The following is a 26,451-nucleotide window of genomic DNA, read 5'->3' on the forward strand; positions in this document are numbered from 1 at the left end:
TCGGAGCGGTTGGGGCGCACCAACGCCGCGATGACCCTGAACGTCTACAGCCATCTCTTCCCTGAGTCGGAGGAACGAGCCAGGGCGGCTGTGGACCGGGCGTTCAGCGCCCTGACGGGGGAATGTGCCCTGGATGTGCCCTCTTGGTCGGAGGATCAAGAGAATGTGCAGGTCAGCGACGCCATGGGAGCATAGTGCGATTGAGAGTGGAGTTCACGACCGAGCCCTTCGATCTCGACGAGGCCCCGGCGCACGCGCTCGTGGCGCGGGAGGTCGTCGAGGCGGCCGATCTGGACGCGGTCGACGTCGGCCCGTTCGGCAACACGGCGGAGGGGCGGGCCGACGCCGTGCTCACGGCCGTGGACGCCCTGCTGCGCCGGACCCTGGAGTCCGGCGCCACTCGGATCTCGCTCCAGGTCAACGTGATCGGGGAGGGCGGCGAGTGACCGGCGCCGGCGACGAGGGCTTCGTCGCGGCCGTCAAGCCGCTGGTCGACGCCATGGGCGGACTCATACTGCCGCCCGGCGAGGCCGGCCCCGACGACGTCGTCCTGTCCTGGGAGGGCGCCGACGTCGTCGCCGTACGGCTGCCGCAGCTCGCCGAGTCGCTGGATCACATCCTCGCCGCGATGGAGCGCCAGAAGGGCCGGCCGCTCGCCGACCTCGACCGCAAGGCGAAACAGGAGGTCGTACGCGTCCTGGAGGCGCGCGGGGCCTTCTCCGTGCGCCACGGCGTGGAGACCGTCGCGACCGCCCTCGGTGTCAGCCGCTTCACCGTCTACAACTACCTCAACCGCGAGAAAGAGGCCTGAGGGGCGACGTCGTCCCGCCGGGCGGTCGCGGTCGCGGCGCCCTCGCCGTAACCGCGATTTTTCAACAAACTGTTGACGCGGTGTCGTCGCGGGGCGTTAGCTTGCCGTAGCCAGTCCAGCACCACGGCGACGGAGGCTCCCGTGACTTCGCGTTCCTCGACACCGGGCCTCGCCCGTTTCAACGCCCTGGAGGAGCACGCGGCCGCCGCCGCGCTCCACGAGGCGTGCGCCTCGGCGGAATGGGGGCGCAGACTGCTCGCCGGCCGCCCCTACACCGCCGTCGAGGACCTCCTCGCCGCCAGCGACGCCGCCATGGCCGAGCTGGGCGAGGCGGATCTGGCGGAGGCGATGGCCGGGCATCCGCCGATCGGCCGCCCGAAGCCGGGCGACCCCACCTCGGCCCGTGAGCAGCGCGGCATGGCCGGCGCCTCCGACGCGCTCAAGGCCGAGATGCTCGAACTGAACCTGGCCTACCAGGAGAAGTTCGGCCATGTCTTCCTGATCTGCGCCACCGGCCGGACCGGCGAGCAGATGCGCGACGCCGTCCGGGACCGGATCGGCAACGCGCCGGAGCGGGAACGCGAGATCGTCCGCACCGAACTGGGCAAGATCAACCGCATCCGCCTGGCCCGGCTCGTCGACGTCGAAGAGGAAGCCCGCTCATGAGCACCCGTACGACCGCCTCGGTGTCCACGCACATCCTGGACACCTCCGTCGGCCGCCCCGCCGCCGGCGTCGCCGTCCGCGTCGCCGCCCGCTCCGGACGGGAGGCCGAGTGGCAGGCCCTCGGCGGCTCGGCGACCGACGCCGACGGCCGCTGCAAGGACCTCCCGGCCCTGCCGGAGGGCACCACCCACGTACGCCTCGACTTCGAGGTCGAGCCGTACCTCGCACAGACCGCCGCACAGCCCGTGCGGACGCAAGCCGATGCGCAGCAGGACGCCCCCGCGAACCGGGACAGCGGTGCCGTGTTCTTCCCCGAGGTCGTCATCACCTTCGCGGTGACGCCCGGCGAGCACTACCACGTACCGCTGCTGCTCAACCCGTTCGGCTACTCCGTTTATCGAGGGAGCTAGCTATGCCCATCCTTGGACCGAACCAGTACGGCAAGGCCGAGAACCGCGTCGTACGCATCACGCGGGACGGTGCCACCCACCACATCAAGGACCTCAACGTCTCGGTGTCGCTGAGCGGCGACATGGACGAGGTTCACCTCTCGGGCTCGAACGCGAACGTCCTGCCGACGGACACCACCAAGAACACGGTGTACGCCTTCGCCAAGGAGCACGGCATCGACTCCGCCGAGCAGTTCGGCATCCACCTCGCCCGGCACTTCGTGACCTCCCAGCCGGCCATCCACCGGGCCCGCATCCGCATCGAGCAGTACGCGTGGGAGCGCGTCGAGCACGGCGGCGAGGGCGCGCACTCCTTCGTCCGCGCGGGCCAGGAGACCCGGCTGACCCAGGTCACCTACGACGGCTCGGCGTGGGAGGTCGTCTCCGGCCTCAAGGACCTCACGGTCATGAACTCGACCGACTCCGAGTTCTGGGGCTACGTCAAGGACAAGTACACGACCCTGCCCGAGGCGCACGACCGCATCCTCGCCACCGACGTCTCCGGCCGCTGGCGCTTCAACTGGACCGACGACGAACAGCCGGCCCCCGACTGGGAGGCGTCCTACGCGCAGGTGAAGCAGCACCTGCTCCGGGCCTTCGCCGAGACGTACTCGCTCTCGCTCCAGCAGACCCTCTACCAGATGGGCGCGCGGATCATCGACCACCGCGAGGAGATAGACGAGGTCCGCTTCTCCCTCCCGAACAAGCACCACTTCCTGGTGGACCTGGCCCCGTTCGGCCTCAAGAACGACAACGAGGTGTACTTCGCCGCCGACCGCCCCTACGGCCTCATCGAGGCCACCGTCCTGCGGGACGGCTGCGAGGCGCGGATCCCGGCCGACCTCACCAACCTCTGAGAGATCCCGAGCGACTTCCGAAGGACGAACCAACCATGGCAGCAACCCAGCGCCTCGTCATCGAGAACGCGGCGATCGCGACCGTGGACGCGCGGGACACCGAGTACACGTCCGGTCACGTGGTCGTGGCGGACAACGTCATCGAGTCGGTCGGCGAGGGCCGCGCCCCCGAGGGCCTGACGGACGTCGTACGCCGGATCGACGCCACCGGCCACCTGGTCACCCCCGGCCTGGTCAACACCCACCACCACTTCTACCAGTGGATCACCCGGGGCCTCGCCACCGACCACAACCTCTTCGACTGGCTCGTCGCGCTCTACCCGACCTGGGCGCGCATCGACGAGCGCATGACGTACGCGGCGGCCCAGGGCTCGCTCGCCATGATGGCCCGCGGCGGGGTGACCACGGCCATGGACCACCACTACGTCTTCCCCCGGGGCTCCGGCGACCTGTCGGGCTCGATCATCCGGGCGGCCCGCGAGACGGGCGTCCGTTTCACGCTCGCCCGTGGCTCGATGGACCGCAGCGAGAAGGACGGCGGCCTCCCGCCGGACTTCGCGGTCGAGACCCTGGAGGGTGCGCTCGCCGCCACCGAGGAGACGGTGAAGCGGCACCACGACGCCTCCTTCGGCGCGATGACCCAGGTCGCCGTCGCCCCCTGCTCGCCCTTCTCGGTCTCCACCGAACTGCTGCGCCAGGGAGCCGAGTTGGCCCGTCGCCTCGGGGTGCGGCTGCACACTCACGGCTCGGAGACGGTGGAGGAGGAGAAGTTCTGCCACGAGCTGTTCGGCATGGGCCCGACCGACTACTTCGAGTCCACGGGCTGGCTCGGCGAGGACGTGTGGATGGCCCACTGCGTCCACATGAACGACTCCGACATCGACGCCTTCGCCCGCACGGGGACGGGTGTCGCCCACTGCCCCTCCTCCAACGCCCGGCTGGCGGCCGGTATCGCCCGCGTCTCGGACATGCTGGCGGCCGGCGTCCCGGTCGGCCTCGGCGTCGACGGCACCGCGTCCAACGAGTCCGGCGAACTCCACACCGAGCTCCGCAACGCGCTCCTCGTCAACCGCCTCGGCGCCCACCGCGAAGCCGCCCTCACCGCCCGCCAGGCCCTCCGGCTCGGCACCTTCGGCGGCGCCCAAGTCCTGGGCAGGGCAACGGAGATCGGCTCCCTGGAGCCCGGCAAGCTCGCCGACCTCGTCCTGTGGAAGCTGGACACCCTCGCGCACGCGTCGATCGCCGACCCGGTGGCCGCCCTGGTCCTCGGCGCGGCGGCCCCGGTGACGGCGTCGTTCGTGAACGGCCGGCAGATCGTGGAGAACGATCGCCTGCTGCACGTCGACGAGGACGAGATCGCCCGCTCCACCAGGGAGGAGGCGCGGCGGCTGGCACGGATCGCCGCCGAGGCCTGACCCGCTGAACTCTGGTCGAGGGGGACGGCCCTCGACCAGAGCCGTGGACCTCGGCGAGGTCCACGGCGGCCGTCTCCGGGGCGCGCACGAGAGTTGCGCGCCCCGGAACGGTCCCAGGACGGCCGAGACCCGTCAGGAGAGTGCCGCGAGCCGGTCCCTGACCTGGGTCGCGACCGTGTACGTGTCCCCGGTCGGCTCGGTCGCGAGCGTCCCCGGGTTCCGCGCCCAGCGGTCCTCCAGGGCGAACCAGTCGATCTTCGCCGGCGCCCGGCCCGCGGCCAGCGCGGTCCTCAGCTCCGCGAAGTACGTCGACCAGCGCAACCGGTAGAGTCCGCCGACCAGCCCCGCCCACTCCCGGTTGGCGTAGTCCCGCAGCCCCGCGTCCGCGCCCTCCCGCGTCCCCCACACGGTCAGCAGCGACAGGTTGTCGTACGCCAACTGGTCACGCTCGGCCGCGTCCGCTCCCCAGGACCGGGCCTGGGCGACCCAACGGCCCAGCAGATGACGGGAGTCGGTGGCCACCAACGCGTCCAGCAGGTCCATCAGCGACAGCCAGTCCCCGCTCGACCTCGCGAACGCCGCCGCGTCCCCGGCGTCGTACGCCGCCTTGATCTTCGGCAGCATCACCCGGCTGCGGTTGGCGAGGGCCTGGCGTGCCACGTCGAGAAGATCACGGCGGTACGCAGCCGAGACGCGCAACTCGGGCCGCACCTTCAACAGTTCGGTCAGCGCGGGCTCGAAGTCCGCCGCGCTGTAGCGGAGTTGCTTCGGCGACCAGCGGCCGGCCCGTACGACGTTCAGCGCCGGCCGGGCGCCGAACAGGCCGTCCGCGCCCTCGCTCCAGGAGTCGGCGCGGGTGGTGCCGTACGCGGTGCGGCGCAGGACGTCCCAGGCCGCCTCGGCATGCGGATCGCGGGCGCCGTACCGGGCGTGCGCCCACTCGGCGAACCAGCTCTTCAGATCCAACTCACCCTCCCGCCAGGCGAGTTCGGAGAAGAGCGCGAAGGCGGCCGGGTTGTTGTCCGCCGCCTCCGGCATCAGCGCGATCCCGCGCAGCCTGCTGCCGTCCTTGGTGCGCCACTTCTCGTACAGCGCGGCCCAGTCCGGGGTGTTGGCGCCGAGCGCGGTGTGCCCGCCGAAGTTCCAGATCGAACCGAAGGCGTACGGAGTGTCGCCCCAGTCGGCCTCGCGGTCGGTGACGGTGGGGAACCGGTCGGACAGACCGTCGACGACGAGCATGCGCTCCTTGTCGACGGCGTCGACGATCGCGCGCGGCGGGTTGTGCTGCCAGCCGAGGATCACCCAGGTGGCCCCCGCGTGAGCCCGCTGGAGCGCCCTCTCGACGCCCTTCGCCGCGTCGGCCACGGGCACGTCCCCCGGGTCGCCGCCCTCGTGCAGCAGATCCATCTTGTACAGCGTCGACGGACCGAACAGCTCGTCCTGGACCCGGTAGAAGGCCGCCGCCACCCGCGCGAACTCGTCCCCGCGCGGGTCCAGCCAGTCGGGGCGCGCGAAACCCATCCACTCGCCCTGCGGCACGGTCCGCGCCCCCGGGACCCGCTCCGCGAAGCCCGGCGGGACGGTCCCGAAGTAGCCCGGGAACACCGGTGTCATCCCCAGCTCACGCGCCCGGTCGGCGATACGGCGGCCGAGCACGGCCCGCGCGTCCAGGAGCTGCCGGGAGACCGGGGAGGGGAAGGCGGACAGGTTCTGCAGCAGCCACCACGGCTGGTGGGCGGGGCCCGGCACCCACGCCCGCAGCTCCTCCTCCCCGTACCCGAACTCCTGGAACACGCGGTGGTACAGCGCGTCCGCGCCCGCGTAGACGAGGACCTCGTTGTAGCCGTGCAGCGCCAGCACGTCCAGCTCGCGCTCCCAGTACGGCCAGTCCAGGTAGGCGCCCGTGTAGCCGTCGTTGGTGTCGTTGAGGGCGAAGCGGTGCACGACGTTCGCCCGTCGGCTCACCGTCCCGTCGAGGCCGGGGAGCTCGCGCGGCAGGAGGTTCGTCTGCTCGCCCGCCCAGTTGATCTCGGCGTACGCGACATGCCTCAAGTACCAGTTCAGGCCGGTGAGTTGCGTCGCCGGAGTGTCACCGGCGACGGTGATGCGCCCGGTGCTCCCCGATACGCGGAAGGTGTCCTTCTCCTTGCCCTCCGTGAAGATGATCTGCCGCCAGTGGTCCGGCAGCAGCCTTCTGGCGGCCACCGAGGCCGTGCGTTGTGCCTTGTCGGTGCGGGGTGCGTCGTCCGAGTGGACGGCGCGGGCCGAGGTGCAGGCGGCCGCGGAACCGGCGGCGAGCGCGGTGAGCAGGGCACGGCGAGCGAGCGGCATGGTGTCTCCGGGGATGCGGTGGGGGTACGCAGGGGGAGGAATACCCGCCGACACCCCACTTGCGCGCGGACATGCGGCCACATGGGGGAGAACCTGACGTGAACGGCTCCTTCCTACGTCAATATGAGTAGATTTCTCGGTCCCTGCACCACTTCGGGAACCGCTCCCCGCCTCCGACGCGTTGTCGGGAAACAGGGATTTATCCGAAAGATCGCTTCGCGTCCGGTGGGGGCCGGTACCGGCGGACAGGAACCGGTAAGTCCGGTTGTGACCGTGCGCGGAGCCGGGGGACAGAACGGGGACACCCATGGTGCATCGACACCATCGCGAGACCTACTACGTCGTCAACGAGGGCCGGATCCTGGAGTTCGAGAAGGGGGCGGCGGTCGCGCGCGTACCGAGCGCGACCGAGCAGCAGATGGCCTTCCGCTTCTCCCGGTTCGGCGAGAAGGGAGTCCAGCTCGACGAGGAACTGCTCGGCAAGCTGGCCGTGGCCATGACCACGGGCACCGGCGGCGCCGACCCCGACTCGGGGGAGCCCGGGGCGTCGGTCCCGGCGGGGTTCACCTATCTCGGTCAGTTCGTCGACCACGACCTGACCCTGGACCGCACCCAGGTGGGACTGGGCGAACCGGTCCCGGTCGAGGACCTGGTGCAGGGGCGCAGCCCCGCCCTCGACCTGGACTCGCTCTACGGCATGGGCCCGCGCCACGCGGGCAGTGCCCGCTTCTACGAGTCCGACGGCCGCCTGCGGATGGGTACCACGCTCGGCGTGCCCTTCCCGCCGGAGTCGACGTCCAACATCGACCACGCGGGCTTCGACCTGCCGAGGGCCGGCGAGGCGGCCGGGGGCACCCGGGCCGACAGGCGCGCCCCGCTCATCCCGGACGCGCGCAACGACGAGAACCTCGCGGTCGGCCAGCTCCACCTGGCGTTCATCCGCTTCCACAACCGTGTCGTCGACCTCCTCGCCGAGCGCGGAGTGCCCGAGCACCGGCTGTTCCAGGCGGCCCGGGACATCGTCGTGAAGCACTACCAGTGGGTGCTGCGCACCGACTTCCTGCCGCGCATCGTCGACCCGGACATCGTCGAGCGGGTCTTCACCCGGGGGCGCAAGCACTTCGAGCGGCCCGGATACGTGCGCCCCGGCGACTTCCCGACGATGCCCATCGAGTTCTCGGTGGCCGCCTACCGCCTCGGCCACAGCATGGTGCGCGGGGCCTACCAGTGGAACAGCGTGTTCCGCGCGGGCGGCCCGGGGCCGATCGCCTCGCTCGGCCTGCTGTTCCGCTTCAGCGGCACGGCCGGCAACCTCACACCGGGCCCGGACGACCTGAGCGACCTCGACGACCCGAACTCCGGGGAGAACCTGCGGCTGCCGAGCAACTGGATCGTCGACTTCCGTCGGCTGTTCGACTTCGGCGAGATCGGCCGTGACGACCTGGTCGTGCCCGAGGCCGAGTTCAACGTGGCCAAGCGGCTCGACACGCTCCTCGTCGACCCGTTGTCCACGCTGCCCACCGGCACCTTCGACGGTCGAGGCCGCCCGGCCCCGCCGCCGATCCAGCGCAACCTCGCGTTCCGCAACCTGGTGCGGGCCTCGATGGTCGAGCTGGCCACCGGGCCGCAACTGGCCGCCCAGATGGGTTTCAAGCCGCTGACGGAGGACCAGATCCTGCGCGGCAACGGCGGAGCCGCACTGGAGGGGCTCTCCGACACCGAGCGCGCCCAGCTGGTGGAGCACACCCCGCTGTGGTTCTACGTGCTGCGCGAGGCCGAGGTGAACGAAGCACGCCCCGGCAGCCTCACCGGTGTCGGCGGCACCCTCGTCGCGGAGGTGTTCCACCGGGCGATGGAGGGCAGCCGGAGGTCGATCGTGAAGCACCCTGGCTGGCGCCCGAGCCTCCCGTCCCACCGCAAGGGCAGGTTCACCATGGCGGACCTGCTGCTCTTCGCCTTCGAGAACGACCCGGAGCTGCTGAACCCGCTGGGATGAGCGGCCACCAGTCGTGAGCCCCGGCGTCGCGAACCGTGAGCGAGAGCCCATGGTCCGCGACGCCGGGGACCAGGTCGGCTACGCCCGTCTCGGTGAGGCCAGCAGATACCGCTCGCGTGTGCGTGGGTCCGTGTGCTCGCCCACCTGCCAGCCCGCCTCCACCAGCGTCGCCCCGCAGGCCCGCAGCGCCTCCGCGTCGGGCTCCCGCACGGCGACGGCCTCGGGCTGGGGCGTGGCCCGCACGCGGTAACCCCCGCCCGCCGGGTCCGTTCCGGCGGGCCGGTGGCCCGCGGCCTCCAGTGCCAGTGCGGCGGCCTGCACGAGATGCGTGCGCTCCCAGCCGCAGGGGCGGTCCGTGGCGCCGTCGGTGTTGGTCATCCGGCGCAGCTCCAGAAGCCCCTGCCAGGCGCTGTGGACCTCACGTGCCCGAGCCGGTCCGGTGGCGGCGGCCTCCTCACCGCCGACCCGCGCGGCGAAGACGCCCGTACCGACGGGAGCGGTGTCCGTCCGGGCCGGCTCGCGGGGGGCCGTCTCCGGGACCGGTGCAGGTGCCGTCTCCCGTATGCGGTGTCCGGCCGGGGTGAGGAAGTGGTCGTGCGGCGGGCGCGGATGCCGGAAGGCCAGCCCCCGCTTCACCAGGGCCGCGAGCTGGTACTCCGTGCCCGTCAGGCGCCCGGTCACGGGGTCGGCGGCGTCGATGATCCGCCGCTGCGCGGCGGTCGGCGGTCGTGTCACGGCACCCTCCCTCACCTCGCCCGGCCGTGGGCCCCCGCCCGAACCGGTTGTGGTCCGACCCTTCTGAAGGCTACGAGGGGGGTCTGACATTCCACCCCGCGACGACCGGCCGCCCGTGCTCCGTGCCGAGTCGGCAGACCGTGCCCGTGGCCAGCTGGAACAGCGCGCCCCCGGAGGCGGGCAGTCCGAGATAGCGGGCGGTGAGGACCCGCAGGAAGTGCCCGTGGGCCACGAGCACCACGCTCCCCTCGTTGTTCCCCAGTGCCGCGTGCGCCTTCGCCAGCATGCGGTCGGCCCGCGCGCCGACCTCCTCCGGGCTCTCGCCGGGGTGCTCCGGCGGTCCCGGTGCGACCCCGTCCGTGAACAGGAACCAGTCCGGCCGGGTGCGGTGGATCTCCACGGTCGTGACGCCCTCGTACCCGCCGTAGTCCCACTCGACGAGGTCGGCGTCGACGCGCGCCCCGCTGAGCCCGGCCAGGTCGGCCGTCTCCCGGGCCCGCTTCAGCGGACTCACGAACACGGCCCCGACGCGGTGCGAACCGAGCAGCGGGGCGAGGCCGCGTGCCTGCTCGCGGCCCCGGTCCGTCAGTGAGATGTCGGTCCAACTGGTGTGCTGCCCGGACAACGACCACTCGGTCTCACCGTGCCGCACAAGAAGAAGATCACCCATGCCCCCAGGCTACGAGCCCCCGGCGGCCGACGGCGTCCGTCTCTCACAGGGCACGGGCCCACCGCTCCAACTCCGCGAACTCCGCCTCCCGCAGCCCCCGGCGCGGATCGATGCGCAGCAGCAGCGCGGCGGTGTCGTGGTGCTCGGCCACATGGCGTGCGTCGAGATCGGTGATCATGTCGTCCACCCAGACGAACGGTCGTCCCGCCGCCCACCGCAGGACCTGCCGGGTCTTCCAGTACAGCCCGTCGGGGTCCTCGGTGAAGAGGTCGGTGAACTCGATGACCGGCAGATCGCGGGGCAGCCCGATCACGGGGCCGATCATCGCGTTGGCCTCGTGCATCCAGGTCGTCGCCCACGCCAACTCGTAGGGCAGCGCGAGGAGTCGCTCGCCGTGCGCCGGATTGAGGCGGACGCGCAGGCCCCGGCGCAGCCGCCGGGAGCCCGGTTTCTGCCGGGCGGACCAGTTGGCGGGGCGCATCCGGTGGGTCACATAGCCGTCAGGACGCCACCACCGGGCGCCGAAGGGGTTGAGGGGGCCGTCTACGTCGAGGAGGAGCAGCGGGCGATCGGTCATGGGGAAGGGCTACCCATGCCGGGTGGGCACCGATGCCCGCACACCCGCGTACGCCGACGCCCCGGTCCACGTACGCGACGGTGCCGTACCGCCGCCGACGGCCACCGGTACGGGTCGTCGAGGACCGTGGGTACCGGCCGTCGGCGACCGCGGATTCGGCAGTCGGCTACTGTCGGTATCCGCTCAGGAAGCGGCCGATCCGGCTGATCGCCGCGTCCAGGTCGTCGGCGTGGGGGAGGGTGAGGATGCGGAAGTGGTCGGGGGTCGGCCAGTTGAAGCCGGTGCCCTGGACGACCTGGATCTTCTCGCGGAGGAGGAGGTCCAGGACGAACTTCTCGTCGTCGTGGATCCGGTGGACCTTGGGGTCGAGCCGGGGGAAGGCGTAGAGGGCTCCCTTGGGCTTCACACAGGAGACGCCGGGGATCTCGTTGAGCTTCTCCCACACCACGTTGCGCTGCTCGTGCAGGCGGCCGCCCGGTGTGGTGAGGTCGGTGATCGACTGGCGGCCCCCGAGCGCGGCCTGGATGGCGTACTGGGCGGGCGCGTTGGCGCACAGCCGCATGGAGGCCAGCATCGTCAGGCCCTCCAGGTAGTTGCGGGCGTGCTGCTTGGGGCCGGTGACGACCAGCCAGCCGGAGCGGAAACCCGCGACGCGGTACGTCTTGGAGAGCCCGCAGAAGGTGAGGACGACCAGGTCGGGGGCGAGCGCGGCGGCCGAGTGGTGGACGGCGTCGTCGTACAGGATCTGGTCGTAGATCTCGTCGGCGAAGACCATCAGGCCGTGGCGGCGGGCGAGGTCGAGGATGCCCTCGATGATCTCCTTGGGGTAGACCGCGCCGGTGGGGTTGTTCGGGTTGATGATGACGACGGCCCTGGTGCGGTCGGTGATCTTCGACGCCATGTCGTCGAGGTCCGGGTACCAGTCGGCCTGTTCGTCGCAGAGGTAGTGGACCGCCTTGCCGCCGGCGAGGGTGGTCACCGCCGTCCAGAGGGGGAAGTCGGGGGCGGGGATCAGGATCTCGTCGCCGTCCTCGATCAACGCCTGTACGGCCATGGAGACCAGCTCGGAGACGCCGTTGCCGAGGAAGACGTCGTCCACGTCGACGTCGAGGCCGCGCTCCTGGTAGCGCTGGGCGACCGCGCGGCGGGCCGAGAGGATGCCGCGCGAGTCCGTGTAGCCGTGGGCCTGCGGGAGCATCCGGATCATGTCCTGGATGATCTCCTCCGGCGCCTCGAAGCCGAAGAGCGCGGGGTTGCCGGTGTTGAGGCGCAGGACGCTGTGGCCCGCCTCCTCCAACGCGTTGGCGTGCTCGATCACGGGGCCGCGGATCTCGTAACAGACCTCGCTGAGCTTGCTCGACTGCCGGAACTCCATGCGCCCTCGCCCTCCGGTTGTTGTGTTGCTTGGTTTTACCAAGTAGGTGCTTGGAAAGTCCAACGACATGTCTAGACTGCGTCCCATGTCACCTCGCCGAAGCTACGACCAGTACTGTTCCGCCGCGCGGGCGCTCGACCTCGTCGGTGACCGCTGGACCCTGCTGATCGTGCGCGAACTGCTGGCCGGGCCGCGCCGCTACACGGATCTGCACGCGGACCTGCCGGGCGTCAGCACGGACGTGCTGGCGTCGCGGCTGAAGGACATGGAGCGGGACGGTCTGTCGACGCGGCGTCGGCTGCCGCCGCCGGGGGCCGCGTATGTGTACGAACTCACCGACCGGGGGCGCCAGTTGCTGCCGGTGCTGCAGGCGCTGGGGGCGTGGGGGGAGTCGGCGCTCGGGGAGCGCCGGGCCACGGACGCGGTACGGGCGCACTGGTTCGCGCTGCCGCTGCTGCGGGCGCTGCGCGGTGCGGGCGCCGGGCTGGTCGAAGTCCGGCTGGAGGAGGGGGCGTTCCATGTGTGGGCCGGTGCGGAGGAGGGGCCGGTGTACGGGGACGGGCCCGCGCCCGGGGAGGCGGACGTACGACTGACCCTCGACGCCGACACCTGCGGTGTGCTCGGGCGGGGGGAGTTGGGGTTGCGGGAGGCGGTTCGGGTGGGGCGGGTGGAGGTGCGTGGGGAGGGGGCGTTGGCCAAGGAGTTGCGGGAGGGGTAGGGGTGGGGGCCGTTTGCGCGCCGTCGCCGGGTGCGGGTGCGTGGGGCTTCTCGCGCAGTTCCCCGCGCCCCTGAAAAGCAGGGGCTGCGCCCCGTGCTTTTCAGGCCCGCAGTCCGGTTGCTTTTCAGGCCCGCGGGGCCGTGGTCTTTCCGGCGCAGGCGGCCGTTGCCTTTCAGGCCTCGGACGCCTGGTGCTTTTAGGGGCGCGGGGAACTGCGCGACCAGCCCCCACGCACCCGCACCCGACAGCGGCGCTCAACGGCCCGTGGCGGCAGCCGTTACGCGCCCGGTGGCGGTGGGACGTGCCGTGGTCGGCCCGACCCGCGCGTCAGCGTGTACCCGCCGATCCCCGCCAGCGCGGCCAGCGCCGCCCCCAGGGCCGTCCACACCCAGCGGTCGCTCCACCAGCCGGAGGCCCACCCGTCGTCGGGTTCGAGGGAGGAGAGGACGGCCCCGGCCGAGGAGTCCTCCTCGTCCTCCTGCTCCGACGTGACGGCGATCCCCGGCACCAACGGCTCCGCCAGCGCCCCGTCGACCGCCGCCGACCCGCCGACGTCCTTGGAGTCGACCTCGACCTCCGCCCCGACCGGCAGTCCCAGGTCCGCCGTGGCCAGCCGGGTCGTGGTCAGCCGGAGGTAGTACGTGCCCGGCAGGGGGTCGTCGGCCCACTCCTCCGACCAGGCGCGGACCGTACGCAGGGTGCACGACAGCTCCACGGTGCCGGCCCCCGCCCCGGCGGTCCGCGTCTGCGCGCCGTACTGGCAGGCCTGGCGGCGCCGCAGCCCGTCGTACACGTCGATCTGCCAGGTCGAGGAGGACGCGGCCCCCTCGGGCAGCTTCACGCTCGCCCGCACGTTGGGCCGCTGCCCCGCGTCGGCCGGGAACGACCAGTACAGGTAGTCCCCGGTCGAGGCGCTCGCCGTCGCGGTCTGCCCCTGCTCGAACTCCGTGGCCGTACGGAAGGAGGTGCCCGCCTCGGTGGGCGCGTCACCGCCGTCCGAGGGGCTCGCGGAGGGCGTGGAGTCCGCGACGGCCGGGGAGACCGCCAGGCCCAGCGCCAGCAGAGCCGCGCTCAACACACGTGTGATCCGCATCAGTTGGTCCTCCAGACCGCGACCCGCCAGCGTGACAGCCAGCCCCACAGCACACCCGCCAGGAACCCGACGAGCACCAGCACTCCGAGCAGCCACCAGCCACGGCCGAGGCCGAAGGAGGCCACGTCGGCGGCCTGGTCGGGACCGTCCACGACGTCGACGGTGATCTCCAGCGGCAGTCCGGGCGTGGTCTTCACACCGCTCGCGGGCGAGTAGGAGTGGGTCACCTGGAGGCAGACCGTCTCGGCGGTGTCCTCGTCCTCCTCGTCCTCGGCCTCCGGCTTCGGGTGGCGCAGACCCGTGGAGATGACATCGGTACGGCCCGTGCCGGCCGCCTCGCCGCGTACGATCTCGCGGTTCTTGGTGGTCACCGCGCGCAGCAGGACCCCGTAGTCCGGGTTGACGTCACGGTCCGCCGCGACGCTCACCGAGGCCCGCAGCTCCTGGCCCGGCTTCACGTCCACGCGGTACCAGCGCTCCTTGCCGAACTCCTCGCGGTCCGTGTAGAGACCGGACGTGAGCGTCGGCGCCTGCGCGCACGCCTCGGCGCCCTCCACGGCCTTCGGCACGACCACGGGGTCGGCGGCCCGGTCGACCAACTGGTTGACCCGGTCGGTGAGTTCGTCGCGGTGCTCGATCGAGGTGTACGTGCCGCCGGTCGCCTCGGCGATACAGCTCAGCTGCAGCCGCATCTTGGCGTTGGGGACCAGGCCGAGCGTGTCGATGGTCAGGCCGATGCCCTTCGCCGCGATCTCGCGGGCCACCTCGCACGGGTCGAGCGGGGCGCACGTGTCCTCGCCGTCGCTGATCAGCACGATGCGCTTGGTGCCCTCGCCGCCCTCCAGGTCGTCCGCCGCCTTCAGCAGCGCGGGGCCGATCGGGGTCCAGCCGGTCGGCGCGAGCGTCGCCACCGCCGTCTTCGCCTCGGTGCGGTCCAGCGGCCCCACCGGGTAGAGCTGCGCGGTGTCCTTGCAGCCCGTCTTCCGGTCGTCGCCCGGGTAGTTGGCGCCCAGCGTGCGGATGCCGAGCTGAACCTCCTCGGGCGTGGCGTCCAGCACCTCGTTGAACGCCTGCTTCGCCGCGGCCATGCGGGACTGGCCGTCGATGTCCTTCGCCCGCATCGAACCGCTCACGTCCAGCAGGAGGTTGACCTTGGGCGCGGTGGCCGTGGTCTCGTCGGCGACGGCCGTGGACGGGACCGCGATCCCGGCCGTCAGGGCGGCGAGCAGGGCGAACACCCCTGCTGCCAGCCGTTGTCTTGTGATCATCGGCGGATCCTATTGATCCGGAGGGCCGCGCTTCAAAACGAGACCCGCTGTTGACGGGCCGTTCACCGGACCGACCTGGGCGGCCCGGTCCCTCCGTCGACACCGCTCACCGCAGCGGGCTCGGCACCTCCGCCCAGATGTCGCCGGGTCGCTCCGGCGAAAGTCGCATCAGCGTCAACGCCTTCGTCGGTACCGGCCCCTCCAGCAACGTGCCCAGATCGGCGGTGCGCGGCATATCCCGTACGGCGGTGGCGAGCGCCTCGCGCAGGACGGGCGTCGAACCGGCCGTCGCGCCGAGCGTGCCCGTGATCAGGGCGCCGAACAGCTTGCGGCGCAGGGTGCGTTCGTCGTCCGTGATGATGCGGCCGGACATCGCCGGGGCCGCGATGCCGTGCCGGGCGAGGCGCGCCGGGCTGACCCGGATGTCCGCGAGGTCGCGGTAGACGAGGCGGCGGGGGGCACCCGACGGTGACAGGACCACCAGGAGGTTCTGACCGTGCGCCTCCAGGGCCACGCCCAGATCGAGCAGCCGGAGGGAGACCGTGAGTGCGAGACGGGTGAAGTCCGCCAGCCAGGACGGCGTCCGCGGCAGCTCGGTCGTGGCCAACGCGGCCACCGGCAGGACCCGTTCACCGGCAGCCGTGTCCGCGTACGTGTCCGGTGACTCGCGCAACACCGCCGCGAGATCCGGCGAACCGGCGGTGACCGCGCCGAGCGTCCGGGTCACGTGCAGCAGGCCGTCGGTGCGGGCCGCGACCTCGGCCATGAAGTCCGACACGGTCGCCGAGGTCTCGATCGAGTAGACGGAGATGTCCCGCACGGAGGAGGTCAGCCGGGCGCTCAGCGCCGTCTTGACGTGCGGCCCGCCGTCCGCGAGGGCGAGCGTGCGCAGGGACATCAGCGGATGCGCCTCGATCACCTCCCCCAGGGGGCACTTGAGCACATGGGCCGCCTGCCACGGATGCACCGGGACCAGCACCCGACCCCCGTCCCGCAGCTCCTTCGGCCACTCCCCGACGACCAGCGCGTCCTCGACGGGCGCCAGCCCCAGCCGTACCACCTGCCGGTGCTCCGGCCCGTAGGCGAGCTGGTCGCCCGCCGAGAAACCGGGCCGAGAACGGCAGTTGGGGTGGAAGGGATGCCCGTCGACGATCGCCTGCTCCCACTCCCAGCCCGTCCTTGCGGAGTCGTCGACCAACGAGGCGTCGGACAGCCCCTGGTTGGCGCGGGACAGCGCCAACGAGGCCACGCTGTGGTCGAGTTCGGCGGCGAAGGCGGCGCTGTGCGGCACGGCCAGGGCGGTCATCAGCCGCGCCGGGCGACGGTGGGACCGCTCGTCGAACCACACCTCCTCGACCTGCGCGGTGGTGCCGTACGGATCCACGGCCGGGCCGTGCAGCCGGCGGCCGTCGGCGAGGTGGAGCGTGACCCCGTCCCCTCCGGCCATGTCCCGCCGGACCACCCAGGGCAACGGTTCGTGGACGAGGCCCCGCCACAGCCGGGACAGCACGGCCGCCCGGGCGCCGGGCAGCGCGGCCGTGTACGGCAGCGTCAGATCAGGGCGTACGGCGCCCAACTCGGCGCCGAGCGCGGCCTCGGCGTCGGAGCCGGCGTCGGAGCCGGGGTCCGGGTCGGCATCGGCGTCGGTCAAGGGGTGACGGGCCACGGAGGGGCTCCTCGGGTGCGGGACGGGTGCGGGGCAGGGGCGGTGCGGGGGCGGGTGCGGGTGCGCTGTCGGGCGGGTACGGGTGACGGCAGGGATGTCGGTGCGAACGTCGGCGTACGACCACTGCCCGTCCGCCTCCGCCGTGACGCATGTGGGCCTCGCGGCGGGACGCCTCATGGCTGCTTCGCGACGAGGCGTGAGGGGCAGACATACTGATCACGAGTGCACCGTAAGGAACGAATGGACCCCGTGGACGCCAACCCGCCCCGCGACAGCATCGGCGCCGCCGCCGACGCCCACGCCGCCGCACCGCTGCTCAACTGTCTTCTGCGGGAGGCGGGAGAGCCGGTCGAGTCGCCGGACGCGGAGGCGGACGGGGTGCACCGCCTCAAGGGCAGCGGCCGCCTCCTTCGGGTGCGCGGCACCCGCCGTCCCACCCACCCCGAAGTGCGCACGGCGGGCGTCTGGCACGCCCTCACCCACACCGACCTGGTCAAACTCGTCGCCGAGGAACTGCGCGCCCTGACCGGCCTGGCCAACTCCGAACTGCCCGCCGAGATGCTGGACAGCCGCGAGGCCGTGGCCGCCCTCCTCGCCGAGCGCGCCCGCACCCCGGTGCCCGAGGACCCGTACCGGCGCTCCGAGCAGTCACTGATCACCGGCCATCCGTACCACCCCGCCCCCAAGGCCCGCGGCGGCGGCCCGGTCGCCGCCTGGTTGCCGTACGCGCCGGAGGCGTACGTCCGGTTCCCGTTGGTCCTCCTCGGGGTCCGCGAGGACACGGTGGTCGAGGAGGGCGACACCACCGCCCTCGACTCGCTGGGCTCGGCCCCGCCCGGTTATCGCCTCCTTCCGGCCCACCCCTGGCAACTCGACCTCCTGCAAGGCGAGTTGACCGAGGCGTTCGCGGACGGCCGCCTCGTACGGCTGGGCCGGACGGAGGGCACGGTGTGGCCGACGGCGGCGATCCGCACGGTGTACGTCCCCGAGGGCGGGCGCGCGGCAGCGGCCGAAGCCGAGCCGGTGACCGGAAACGCCCATGACGCCGCCTCGTCCGGGACGAAGCCGGTGGCCGGCGGCGCCCCCGCCCCCGGAGACGCCGCCACCCCCGACCTCTTCCTGAAGTTCAGCCTCGACGTGCGGATCACCAACGACATCCGTCGGCTGTGGCGGCACGACCTGCTCAAGCTGCGCCGCACCGACCGGGCGGTCACGGAGGCCTTCGCCGGGTCATCGGGGGCGTCATCGGGGGCCTGGCTGAGCGACCGCGGCTACCGCACGGCCGCGTTCGCGTTCGAGGAGCTGGCGGTCCTGGTGCGGGACGGTCTGGGCGGCCATGTGCCACCCGGCACGACACCCTTCCTCGCCGCCGCCCTCACCGAGAGCGCCGAGGCCTTCCCGGACAACCCGACGGCCCACGCCACCGACCCCGAGGCCTGGTGGGAGGCGTACCTGCGCGCGGTCGTCCCCCCGGCCCTCGCAGCCTTCCACGACCACGGCGTGGTGCTGGAGGCCCACCTGCAGAACACCGTCGTCGCCTGCGACGCCGCCGGCACCCCCGTCCGGGCGGTCTACCGCGACGCCGAGGGCGTCAAGCTCCTGCCGGACGTCACGCGCGCGGCCGGCTGGGAACGGCTGGTCTACTGCCTGTTCGTCAACAACCTCCTGGAGGTCGCGGCGGCCCTGACCGAACACCACCCGACGGTCGACCCCTGGCCCGCCGTCCGACGCGAGCTGCAACGCCACGCCGACGTACCGGAGGTCACCGACCTGCTCGACTCACCCACGCTGCCGGGCAAGACGAACCTGCTGCTCAGATGGACCGGAGCGGACGGCGCGGCCGCCCGCTACCTCCCCCTGCCCAACCCCTTCCGCCGTTCCGGCGGATGACGCGGGCGCGGTTCGCTGAGCTTGTGGTCCCGGGTGCCGACGGACTCCCGCGCGGAACGCCTCCGGCAGTCCAGCGACCGGGGCGGCCGGGAGCGGTCAGCCGGGCAGTGACCCCGCGATGAGGACCCTGGCCATCTGCTCGGCACGGTCGACGGCGCGGTCCAGCGACCCCATGGAATCGACGACGCAGGCACCCTCGTGCAGGATCAGGATCTGGGCGGCCAGCCCGGCGGGGTCCTCGGCGCCCGCTACCGAGGCGAGCCCCTCCAGGTAGGAGAGCAGCCAGGCCTTCTGGTCGTGCGCGACCTCCCGGCCCGCGTGACCCGCCGGCAGTTCCACGGACGCGTTGATGAAGGCGCAGCCCCGCAGGTTGCGCTCGCGCATCCATGCGCGCAGGGCGCCGAACGTGGCCAGAAGCTTCTCTTCCGGCGGGCCGTCATGACTGTTGACGTACTTCACCAGCGTGGAACGCCACAGGCCGTCGCGGGCGCGCAGATAGGCGACGACCAGCTCCTCCTTCGAACCGAAGCGGTCGTAGAGGGTCTTCTTGGTGACGCCCGCTTCCTCAGCGATCGCCTCGACGCCGACGGCGCGGATCCCCTGGTCGTAGAAGAGCCGCGAGGCAGTCTCAAGGATCTTCACACCGGCCGGAGTGAGGTGCTGCACGCCGGTGCGCCTGCTGTTTCGGCCCACGCTGTTGCTGTTGCCAGTCACAGTCCAAAGGTACACCCAGCGGTATAGCTACAACAGTCGTGCGCAGGTGGGGAACCGTCCGGGCAAATATCTTCGCTGTCCGGAGGCAGTAACCATACAGGTCGGTATACTCAATCCCGAGAGGCCTTTCATGTTCTGCTCGGCGATCGAGACTGCTTGGAGAGCCGCGATGAGGATGTTGCTTCACCATGTGTGGAATCTCGTGCGAGACGTCGCGTACGGCGTCCATGCCGGACATGCCATCCGGCACGGCGTGCCGGTGCCGGTGCGCAAACCCCCGAGCTGACGACGGCTGGCAAACTCCTCGCCGGTGATCACCCCCCGGTTACTATGCTCTGCGTGCCGGTCCAGACCCACCGGATCCTCTTCGGGGCTGAGAAGGTGGCCTGAGAAACATGCTGAGAGAAGTCCGAGCGACCCGTTACGTCGAACCCCTCAGGGCAGGCGGCTCCGTTCCCGGCGTCGTCGAGGCCGACGACCTGGGCATGTACGTCGTGAAGTTCACCGGCTCCGCGCAGGGCCGCAAGGCGTTGGTCGCCGAGGTGATCGTCGGGGAGCTGGCGCGGGCGCTCGGGCTGCGGTTCCCGGAGCTGGTCCTCGCGCACTTCGACCCGTCGATCGCCGGGAGCGAGCCGCACCAGGAGGTGCGGGAACTGCACGCCGCGAGCGCCGGTCTCAACCTCGGCATGGACTATCTGCCGGGCGCCGCGGACTTCACCCCGGACGTCGCGAAGGAGTTCCGCGTCGACCCGCTCGAAGCCGGGCGGATCGTCTGGCTCGACGCCCTCACCGTCAACGTCGACCGCACCGTGCACAGTTCGAACCTCATGATCTGGCCCACGTTCGGCATCGCGCCCCCGCGCCTGTGGCTGATCGACCACGGCGCGGCCCTCGTCTTCCACCACCGGTGGGACGCCTCGGACCCCACGAAGGCGTACGACTTCCGCCACCACGCACTCGGCCACTACGCCCCCGACGTGCGCGCGGCCGACGCCGAGCTCGCGCCGAAGGTGACCGAGGAGCTGCTGCGGCGGATCCTCGCGGAGGTCCCGGACGGCTGGCTGCCCGTCGAGGACGGCTTCGCCTCGCCCGAGGAGGTCCGCGACGCCTATGTGCGGTACCTCCACGCGCGCGTGCGCGCCTCCGCCGTCTGGCTCCCCACCGACTTCCCCACCCGGGAGGAACTCGCCGCCGAGGAGGCCCTCCGCGCGGCGAGGACACAGCGAGGCCGCCCGGACTGGCTGAAGCGGGTCCCCGACCTGCACGGCAAGCCGGCGGCGGAACAGGATTGGTCGGTGCACCTGGGATGACGCGGACACAGCGAGTCGAGATCGAGTACTGCACCCAGTGCCGCTGGCTGCCCCGCGCCGCATGGCTGGCGCAGGAGCTGCTGACGACCTTCGAGACCGAACTGACCGAGCTGTCCCTGAAGCCCGGCACGGGTGGCGTCTTCGTCGTCCGCGTCGGCGACGAGGTCGTCTGGGACCGCCGTGAGCAGGGCTTCCCGGAGCCGGTCGCCGTCAAGCAGGCCGTACGCGACCGAGTGGCCCCGGGAAAGTCCCTGGGCCACTCGGACAGGATCGGCGGGTCCTAGGGGTGTTTCCCCTGGTTCAGCCCCGCAGCTGCTCGTACGCCGGCAGCGTCAGGAAGTCGACGTAGTCCTCGTCGAGGGAGACCTCCAGCAGCAGGTCGTGGGCCCGCTGCCAGTGCCCGGCGGCGAACGCCTCCTCGCCCAACTCCGCCCGCAGGTTGGCGAGTTCCTGGGCGGCGACCTCGCGGGCCAGCTCCGGCGTCGCCTTCACGGTGGTGCCGTCGTGCTCGAACTCGACGCCCGCGTTGATCCACTGCCAGATCTGCGAGCGGGAGATCTCGGCGGTGGCCGCGTCCTCCATCAGGTTGAAGATGGCGACGGCGCCGAGGCCGCGCAGCCAGGCCTCGATGTAACGGATGCCGACCTGGACGGCGTTGACGAGTCCGGCGTACGTCGGCCGGGCGTCGAGGGAGTCGACGGCGATCAGGTCGGCGGCCTTGACGTCGACGTCCTCGCGGAGGCGGTCCTTCTGGTTCGGCTTGTCGCCGAGGACGGCGTCGAAGGAGGCCATGGCGATCGGGACCAGGTCGGGGTGGGCGACCCAGGAGCCGTCGAAGCCGTCGTTCGCCTCGCGGTCCTTGTCGGCCTTGACCTTCTCGAACGCGACCTTGTTGACCTCCTCGTCGCGCCGCGAGGGGATGAACGCGGCCATGCCGCCGATCGCGTGCGCGCCCCGCTTGTGGCAGGTGCGGACGAGGAGTTCGGTGTACGCCCGCATGAACGGGGCCGTCATCGTGACCGCGTTGCGGTCCGGGAGGACGAACTTGGCTCCGCCGTCACGGAAGTTCTTCACGATGGAGAAGAGATAGTCCCAGCGGCCCGCGTTCAACCCCGAGGCGTGGTCGCGGAGTTCGTAGAGGATCTCCTCCATCTCGTACGCGGCCGTGATCGTCTCGATGAGCACGGTGGCGCGGACGGTGCCCTGCGGGATGCCGACGTGGTCCTGGGCGAAGACGAACACGTCGTTCCAGAGGCGGGCCTCCAGGTGCGACTCGGTCTTCGGGAGGTAGAAGTACGGGCCCTTGCCGAGGTCCAGCAGCCGCTGGGCGTTGTGGAAGAAGTACAGGCCGAAGTCGACGAGCGCGCCGGGCACCGCGTGGCCGTCGGCGTCCACCAGGTGGCGCTCGTCGAGGTGCCAGCCGCGCGGGCGCATGACGACCGTCGCCAGCTCCTCGTTCGGGCGCAGCGCGTAGGACTTGCCGGTGCGCTCGTCGGTGAAGTCGATGTTCCGCGTGTAGGCGTCGGCCATGTTCACCTGGCCGAGAATCACGTTCTCCCAGGTGGGCGCGGAGGCGTCCTCGAAGTCCGCGAGCCAGATCTTCGCGCCGGAGTTCAGCGCGTTGATCGTCATCTTGCGGTCGGTGGGGCCGGTGATCTCGACGCGGCGGTCGTCCAGGGCGGCCGGGGCGGGGGCCACCTTCCAGGAGTCGTCGGCGCGGATCGCGGCGGTCTCCGGGAGGAAGTCGAGCGTGGAGGTGCGGGCGATCTCGGCGCGCCGCTCCGCGCGGCGGGCCAGCAGCTCGTTCCGCCGGGGGGTGAAGCGGCGGTGCAGCTCGGCCACGAAAGCGAGTGCGGCGGGGGTGAGGACCTCGTCCTGGCGGGGCAGGGGCTCGGCGTCGACGATGGCCAGCGGGGACGGCGCTGGTGCGGACATGAGCTGTCACTTCCTTCAGCGGGCGTGGCACCGGGTGTCAGTCGACCCGGGTCGGGCTGGGGGCGCCCCCGGCTGAGGGGAACGCTTCTGAACAGTGGATAGTAGTTTCCTCATGGTGGAAGTTCAATGTTTTGTTGATGTCGAGATTCTTCGAGTCGAGGCAGCGTGGCGCTGAGTGTCACCCCGTTCACTCAAGGTGGACGAGGTCGGCCTCGGTGTCGATGTCGTACGGCCGGGCCACGTCCCCGCACTCGACGAGCGTGAGCGTGTCGCCGTGCGCCTTCAGGTAGGCACGGGCGCCCCGGTCGCCGGTGGCGGTCGCGGCGATGCCGGGCCAGTGGTCGGAGCCGAAGAGCACGGGATGGCCCCGCACACCGTCGTACGCGGCCGCCACGAGCGATCCGCTCGAACCGTGCGCGGCGAGGACGCGGGCCACGGCCTGCGGCCCGATGCCCGGCTGGTCCACCAGCGACACCAGGGCGGCGTCCGCGCCCGTCCCCGTCAGCGACTCCAGTCCGGCCCGCAGCGACGCACCCATGCCCTCGGCCCAGTCGGGGTTGTCGACCAGGACGCAGTCGGCCAGTTCGGCGCGGGCGCGGACGGCCGCCGACTCGGCGCCGAGGACCACATGGATCCGGGCGCAGCCGCCCGCCCGCAGCACGCCGACCGCGTGTTCGACCAACGGGCGGCCGCGGTGGGTGAGCAGGGCCTTGGGGCGGCCGCCGAGGCGCCGCCCGCCGCCGGCCGCCAGCAGCAGTCCGACGACCTCGCTCTCGCGGGTCGGGTGGGTCGCGTCCTGGGCCCTGTTCCGGGACTGGTGGTGCGTCATGTCCCCCTGCATACCCGACCGGGCGGAGGTGTCGCGTGAAGCCCCACGGGCCGGGTGCCGTCTTTGCGATGCCCGGGGACTGAATTTCGGTCCCCGTGGTGGCGCTCGCCGCACCGATTGGCGTTTACTGGCCCGCGCCACCCCCGGCGCCCGACCGACGCCACGGGGTGGACGGCCGTGCTCGGGTGCGCGGCCACGGCTCGTGCACAAGGGCGTGGGCGAGGGGGGAGAGGGCTGTGTTGCGGAGCTTGGGGCAGAGGCCAGTGACCGGCAGTGACAGGGATCCGAGAGTGGCGGAGCTGAGCTCGGCCGTGTCCCGGCTGCGTCGTGAACTGGCCGCACATCCCGCGGAGTTCCCCGACCGGGGCATAGCGGAGGACGAGCTGGCGGCACTCGCGGCGATGGCCGTCACCGGAATGCCGGAGGTGCCGCGCCTGAGGCGGTCACTGTTGCTGATCGCGGGGTCGATCGGGTCGGTGAGCGCATTGGCGAAAGGGCTGGCGGACGTGCGTACGGCGGTGGAGCTGTTCGGGGAGCCGCCTCGTCGCTGACCGCACGGTGGGCCGGCACTGAAAAGCAGGGGCGCAGCCCCGCTTTTCAGGGGCGCGGGGAACTGCGCGAGAAGCCCCACTCACCCGCACCCGACGACACGCCCCTCAGCAACGCGCACCCAACGCGCCGCTCAGCCACTCGTCCCCGAGTTCGCCAGGGCCTCCGACAGTTCCACCGCCACCTGCTGCAGCACCGGCACGATCCGCTCGGTCGCCGCCTCGGTGACGCGCCCGGCCGGGCCGGAGATCGAAATGGCCGCGGCGGTGGGGGAGTTGGGGACGGAGACGGCGAGGCAGCGGACGCCGATCTCCTGCTCGTTGTCGTCGACGGCGTAGCCGAGGCGCCGGACGTCCTCCAGGGCGCTCAGGAAGCCCTCGGGCGTGGTGATCGTCTTGTCCGTCGCGGCCGGCATGCCCGTACGGGCCAGCAGTGCGCGCACCTCGTCGGCCGGGAAACCGGCGAGGAGCGCCTTGCCGACGCCCGTGGAGTGGGGGAGCACCCGTCGGCCCACCTCGGTGAACATCCGCATCGAGTGCTTGGACGGCACCTGGGCGACGTAGACGATCTCGTCCCCGTCCAGCAGTGCCATGTTCGCCGTCTCGCCGGTCTCCTCGACGAGTCGCGCGAGGTAGGGGCGCGCCCAGGTGCCGAGCAGTCGGGAGGCGGACTCGCCGAGGCGGATCAGGCGCGGGCCGAGGGCGTAGCGCCGGTTGGACTGCTGGCGTACGTAGCCGCAGACGACCAGCGTCCGCATCAGCCGGTGGATGGTCGGCAGGGGCAGCCCGCTGCTCGCGGACAGCTCGCTGAGGCCCACCTCGCCGCCCGCGTCCGCCATCCGCTCCAGCAGATCGAAGGCGCGCTCGAGGGACTGGACACCACCGGAGGACGACTTGGCGGAGTCGGTCGTGTGGGCGCTGGCGCTGGACGTCGGCACGGGCGCGGTCCTTTCGAGATGGCGGGCGAGGTCGCAGCCTACCGGGCGGTTCGTTGACTACTCGCTCGTACGTCATTACGTTCTGTTCAGTGGAATCGTAATTCCGTCTTGTGGAAACATCCAGTGTGGGCGCGCTGGAGGCAGAGTGGAGGGGTGGCCTTGACGGGGGCGGGGGAGGGGTGAAAACTCCTTCAACAGAAAGTTGAATTCCGTTACGTGGAAGTAAACCTGTCGCTCGGAAGTGAAGAGCGGTACGTCGAGAGGGGTCCCGGTGTCCGAGGCTGAACTGGTGTTGCGCTCGACGCGCGTCATCACCCCCGACGGATCGCGCCCCGCCGCGGTCGCCGTCACCGACGGCAGGATCACGGCCGTCCTCCCGTACGACGCCGAGCTGCCGTCCGGCGCGCGTCTGGAGGACCTCGGCGACGACGTCCTGCTGCCCGGCCTCGTCGACACCCACGTCCACGTGAACGACCCCGGGCGCACCCACTGGGAGGGCTTCTGGACCGCCACGCGCGCGGCGGCCGCCGGCGGCATCACCACCCTCGTCGACATGCCCCTCAACTCCCTCCCGCCGACCACCACCGTCGACCACCTCCGTATCAAGCGCGAGGTCGCCGCCGACAAGGCCCACATCGACGTCGGCTTCTGGGGCGGCGCCCTGCCCGACAACGTCAAGGACCTGCGGCCGCTGCACGACAGCGGGGTCTTCGGCTTCAAGGCGTTCCTGTCGCCGTCCGGCGTGGACGAGTTCCCGCACCTCGACCAGGACGGGCTCGCCCGCTCCCTGGCCGAGATCGCGGGCTTCGGCGGACTGCTGATCGTGCACGCCGAGGACCCGCACCACCTCGACGCGGCACCGCAGCAGGGCGGCCCCCGGTACGTCGACTTCCTCGCCTCCCGCCCCCGGGACGCCGAGGACACCGCCATCGCGGCCCTCGTCGCCCAGGCCCGGCGGCTCGACGCACGCGTCCACGTGCTCCACCTCTCCTCCAGCGACGCGCTCCCCCTGATCGCCGAGGCCAAGCGGGAGGGCGTACGGATCACCGTGGAGACCTGCCCGCACTACCTCACCCTCACCGCCGAGGAAGTCCCGGACGGGGCCAGCGAGTTCAAGTGCTGCCCGCCCATCCGGGAGTCCGCCAACCAGGACCTCCTGTGGCAGGCCCTCGCGGACGGCACGATCGACTGCGTGGTCACCGACCACTCCCCGTCGACCGCCGACCTCAAGACCGACGACTTCGCCACCGCCTGGGGCGGCATCTCCGGCCTGCAGCTGAGCCTCGCGGCGGTCTGGACGGAGGCCCGCAGGCGCGGCCACGGTCTGGAGGACGTCGTCCGCTGGATGTCCACCCGCACGGCGGCCCTCGTCGGTCTCGACGACCGCAAGGGCGCCATCGAGCCCGGCCGCGACGCCGACTTCGCCGTCCTCGCCCCCGACACGACCTTCACCGTCGACCCGGCCGCACTCCAGCACCGCAACCGCGTCACCGCGTACGCCGGCAAGACCCTGTACGGCGTGGTCAAGTCGACCTGGCTGCGCGGCCAACGCATCGTCGCGGACGGCGAGTTCACCGCACCGAAGGGACAACTCCTCACCCGAACCCCCTGATCCACCCCGCGCCCGCGCGGCGGACGACCACCGAAAGGCAGACCTGAT

At 71.8% G+C, this 26,451-nt stretch carries 25 protein-coding genes; 13 read left to right on the top strand and 12 right to left on the bottom strand.

What is annotated here, in order from left to right; all coding sequences use genetic code 11:
- Positions 1-194 precede the first annotated feature (194 nt).
- The 6 genes from L3078_RS37030 to L3078_RS37055 all read left to right on the top strand — a co-directional run bounded on the left by L3078_RS37030 (position 195) and on the right by L3078_RS37055 (position 4,198).
- On the top strand, positions 195-446 hold the full coding sequence (locus L3078_RS37030) for a YkoF family thiamine-binding protein (RefSeq protein WP_215450284.1): 252 nt from the start codon (positions 195-197) through the stop codon (positions 444-446).
- On the top strand, positions 443-811 hold the full coding sequence (locus L3078_RS37035; RefSeq protein ID WP_239758338.1) for a helix-turn-helix domain-containing protein: 369 nt from the start codon (positions 443-445) through the stop codon (positions 809-811). Before L3078_RS37030 ends, L3078_RS37035 begins: the two co-directional genes overlap by 4 nt.
- Positions 812-952: 141 nt before the next feature.
- A complete protein-coding gene (gene uraD / locus L3078_RS37040) occupies positions 953-1,477 on the top strand; it encodes a 2-oxo-4-hydroxy-4-carboxy-5-ureidoimidazoline decarboxylase (protein ID WP_239758340.1) in 525 nt (174 codons plus the stop codon).
- Positions 1,474-1,887: a hydroxyisourate hydrolase gene (gene uraH, locus L3078_RS37045; RefSeq protein WP_239758342.1), complete on the top strand. Its 414-nt coding sequence runs from the start codon at positions 1,474-1,476 to the stop codon at positions 1,885-1,887. Before uraD ends, uraH begins: the two co-directional genes overlap by 4 nt.
- A gap of 2 nt (positions 1,888-1,889) precedes the next feature.
- Complete coding sequence (pucL, locus tag L3078_RS37050; RefSeq protein WP_239758344.1) at positions 1,890-2,783, top strand: factor-independent urate hydroxylase; 894 nt, start codon at positions 1,890-1,892, stop codon at positions 2,781-2,783.
- 35 nt (positions 2,784-2,818) lie between these two features.
- Positions 2,819-4,198 (top strand): 8-oxoguanine deaminase, encoded by a 1,380-nt coding sequence (locus L3078_RS37055; protein ID WP_239758345.1) that lies wholly within the window; start codon positions 2,819-2,821, stop codon positions 4,196-4,198.
- A 132-nt stretch (positions 4,199-4,330) separates the two neighbouring features.
- Here the strand turns inward: L3078_RS37055 and L3078_RS37060 are convergent, their stop codons facing one another.
- A complete protein-coding gene (locus L3078_RS37060; protein ID WP_239758347.1) occupies positions 4,331-6,529 on the bottom strand; it encodes an alpha-N-acetylglucosaminidase in 2,199 nt (732 codons plus the stop codon).
- A 307-nt stretch (positions 6,530-6,836) separates the two neighbouring features.
- Between L3078_RS37060 and L3078_RS37065 the strand changes: the two genes are divergently transcribed.
- Positions 6,837-8,525 (top strand): peroxidase family protein, encoded by a 1,689-nt coding sequence (locus L3078_RS37065; RefSeq protein ID WP_239758349.1) that lies wholly within the window; start codon positions 6,837-6,839, stop codon positions 8,523-8,525.
- Positions 8,526-8,603: 78 nt separating this feature from the next.
- Here L3078_RS37065 and L3078_RS37070 read toward each other — a convergent pair whose 3' ends face one another.
- The 4 genes from L3078_RS37070 to L3078_RS37085 all read right to left on the bottom strand — a co-directional run bounded on the left by L3078_RS37070 (position 8,604) and on the right by L3078_RS37085 (position 11,882).
- Complete coding sequence (locus L3078_RS37070; protein ID WP_239758351.1) at positions 8,604-9,260, bottom strand: hypothetical protein; 657 nt, start codon at positions 9,258-9,260, stop codon at positions 8,604-8,606.
- Positions 9,261-9,330: 70 nt separating this feature from the next.
- Positions 9,331-9,930: a histidine phosphatase family protein gene (locus tag L3078_RS37075; protein WP_239758352.1), complete on the bottom strand. Its 600-nt coding sequence runs from the start codon at positions 9,928-9,930 to the stop codon at positions 9,331-9,333.
- A gap of 43 nt (positions 9,931-9,973) precedes the next feature.
- On the bottom strand, positions 9,974-10,507 hold the full coding sequence (locus tag L3078_RS37080) for an HAD domain-containing protein (protein WP_239758354.1): 534 nt from the start codon (positions 10,505-10,507) through the stop codon (positions 9,974-9,976).
- A gap of 166 nt (positions 10,508-10,673) precedes the next feature.
- Positions 10,674-11,882: a pyridoxal phosphate-dependent aminotransferase gene (locus tag L3078_RS37085; RefSeq protein WP_239758355.1), complete on the bottom strand. Its 1,209-nt coding sequence runs from the start codon at positions 11,880-11,882 to the stop codon at positions 10,674-10,676.
- A gap of 85 nt (positions 11,883-11,967) precedes the next feature.
- Here L3078_RS37085 and L3078_RS37090 point away from each other — a divergent pair, with 85 nt between their 5' ends.
- The gene (locus L3078_RS37090) at positions 11,968-12,600 is read left to right on the top strand and encodes a winged helix-turn-helix transcriptional regulator (protein WP_239758357.1); all 633 of its coding nucleotides are present in this window, start codon (positions 11,968-11,970) and stop codon (positions 12,598-12,600) included.
- Between the two features lie 277 nt (positions 12,601-12,877).
- On the opposite strand, the gene L3078_RS37095 is transcribed toward L3078_RS37090, so the two are convergent.
- The 3 genes from L3078_RS37095 to L3078_RS37105 all read right to left on the bottom strand — a co-directional run bounded on the left by L3078_RS37095 (position 12,878) and on the right by L3078_RS37105 (position 16,612).
- On the bottom strand, positions 12,878-13,693 hold the full coding sequence (locus tag L3078_RS37095) for a hypothetical protein (RefSeq protein WP_239758359.1): 816 nt from the start codon (positions 13,691-13,693) through the stop codon (positions 12,878-12,880).
- Positions 13,693-14,961 (bottom strand): VWA domain-containing protein, encoded by a 1,269-nt coding sequence (locus L3078_RS37100; RefSeq protein ID WP_239758361.1) that lies wholly within the window; start codon positions 14,959-14,961, stop codon positions 13,693-13,695. The genes L3078_RS37095 and L3078_RS37100 overlap by 1 nt, the downstream gene beginning before the upstream one ends.
- A 106-nt stretch (positions 14,962-15,067) precedes the next feature.
- Positions 15,068-16,612 carry an IucA/IucC family protein gene (locus L3078_RS37105; protein ID WP_239760617.1) on the bottom strand — a complete coding sequence of 515 codons (1,545 nt, stop codon included), beginning with the start codon at positions 16,610-16,612 and terminating at the stop codon, positions 15,068-15,070.
- A 255-nt stretch (positions 16,613-16,867) separates the two neighbouring features.
- On the opposite strand from L3078_RS37105, the gene L3078_RS37110 reads away from it, so the two are divergent.
- Complete coding sequence (locus tag L3078_RS37110) at positions 16,868-18,517, top strand: IucA/IucC family protein (RefSeq protein WP_239758362.1); 1,650 nt, start codon at positions 16,868-16,870, stop codon at positions 18,515-18,517.
- A gap of 96 nt (positions 18,518-18,613) precedes the next feature.
- On the opposite strand, the gene L3078_RS37115 is transcribed toward L3078_RS37110, so the two are convergent.
- The gene (locus L3078_RS37115) at positions 18,614-19,231 is read right to left on the bottom strand and encodes a TetR/AcrR family transcriptional regulator (protein WP_239758364.1); all 618 of its coding nucleotides are present in this window, start codon (positions 19,229-19,231) and stop codon (positions 18,614-18,616) included.
- A 395-nt stretch (positions 19,232-19,626) separates the two neighbouring features.
- Here L3078_RS37115 and L3078_RS37120 point away from each other — a divergent pair, with 395 nt between their 5' ends.
- Positions 19,627-20,541 carry a HipA family kinase gene (locus L3078_RS37120; protein WP_239758366.1) on the top strand — a complete coding sequence of 305 codons (915 nt, stop codon included), beginning with the start codon at positions 19,627-19,629 and terminating at the stop codon, positions 20,539-20,541.
- The gene (locus tag L3078_RS37125; RefSeq protein ID WP_239758367.1) at positions 20,538-20,825 is read left to right on the top strand and encodes an Rdx family protein; all 288 of its coding nucleotides are present in this window, start codon (positions 20,538-20,540) and stop codon (positions 20,823-20,825) included. The genes L3078_RS37120 and L3078_RS37125 overlap by 4 nt, the downstream gene beginning before the upstream one ends.
- Positions 20,826-20,841: 16 nt before the next feature.
- Here L3078_RS37125 and aceB read toward each other — a convergent pair whose 3' ends face one another.
- Complete coding sequence (gene aceB, locus L3078_RS37130; protein WP_239758369.1) at positions 20,842-22,476, bottom strand: malate synthase A; 1,635 nt, start codon at positions 22,474-22,476, stop codon at positions 20,842-20,844.
- A gap of 187 nt (positions 22,477-22,663) precedes the next feature.
- Positions 22,664-23,305 carry a nucleotidyltransferase family protein gene (locus L3078_RS37135; protein WP_239758371.1) on the bottom strand — a complete coding sequence of 214 codons (642 nt, stop codon included), beginning with the start codon at positions 23,303-23,305 and terminating at the stop codon, positions 22,664-22,666.
- A 236-nt stretch (positions 23,306-23,541) separates the two neighbouring features.
- Here L3078_RS37135 and L3078_RS37140 point away from each other — a divergent pair, with 236 nt between their 5' ends.
- Positions 23,542-23,856, top strand: a complete 315-nt coding sequence (locus tag L3078_RS37140; protein ID WP_239758373.1) for a DUF5955 family protein — start codon at positions 23,542-23,544, stop codon at positions 23,854-23,856.
- A 131-nt stretch (positions 23,857-23,987) separates the two neighbouring features.
- Here L3078_RS37140 and L3078_RS37145 read toward each other — a convergent pair whose 3' ends face one another.
- Positions 23,988-24,791, bottom strand: a complete 804-nt coding sequence (locus L3078_RS37145; protein WP_239758375.1) for an IclR family transcriptional regulator — start codon at positions 24,789-24,791, stop codon at positions 23,988-23,990.
- Positions 24,792-25,062: 271 nt separating this feature from the next.
- Here L3078_RS37145 and allB point away from each other — a divergent pair, with 271 nt between their 5' ends.
- A complete protein-coding gene (allB, locus tag L3078_RS37150) occupies positions 25,063-26,403 on the top strand; it encodes an allantoinase AllB (protein WP_239758377.1) in 1,341 nt (446 codons plus the stop codon).
- Positions 26,404-26,451: the final 48 nt, after the last annotated feature.

Source organism: Streptomyces deccanensis (genome assembly GCF_022385335.1).
GTDB classification, from domain to species: domain Bacteria; phylum Actinomycetota; class Actinomycetes; order Streptomycetales; family Streptomycetaceae; genus Streptomyces; species Streptomyces deccanensis.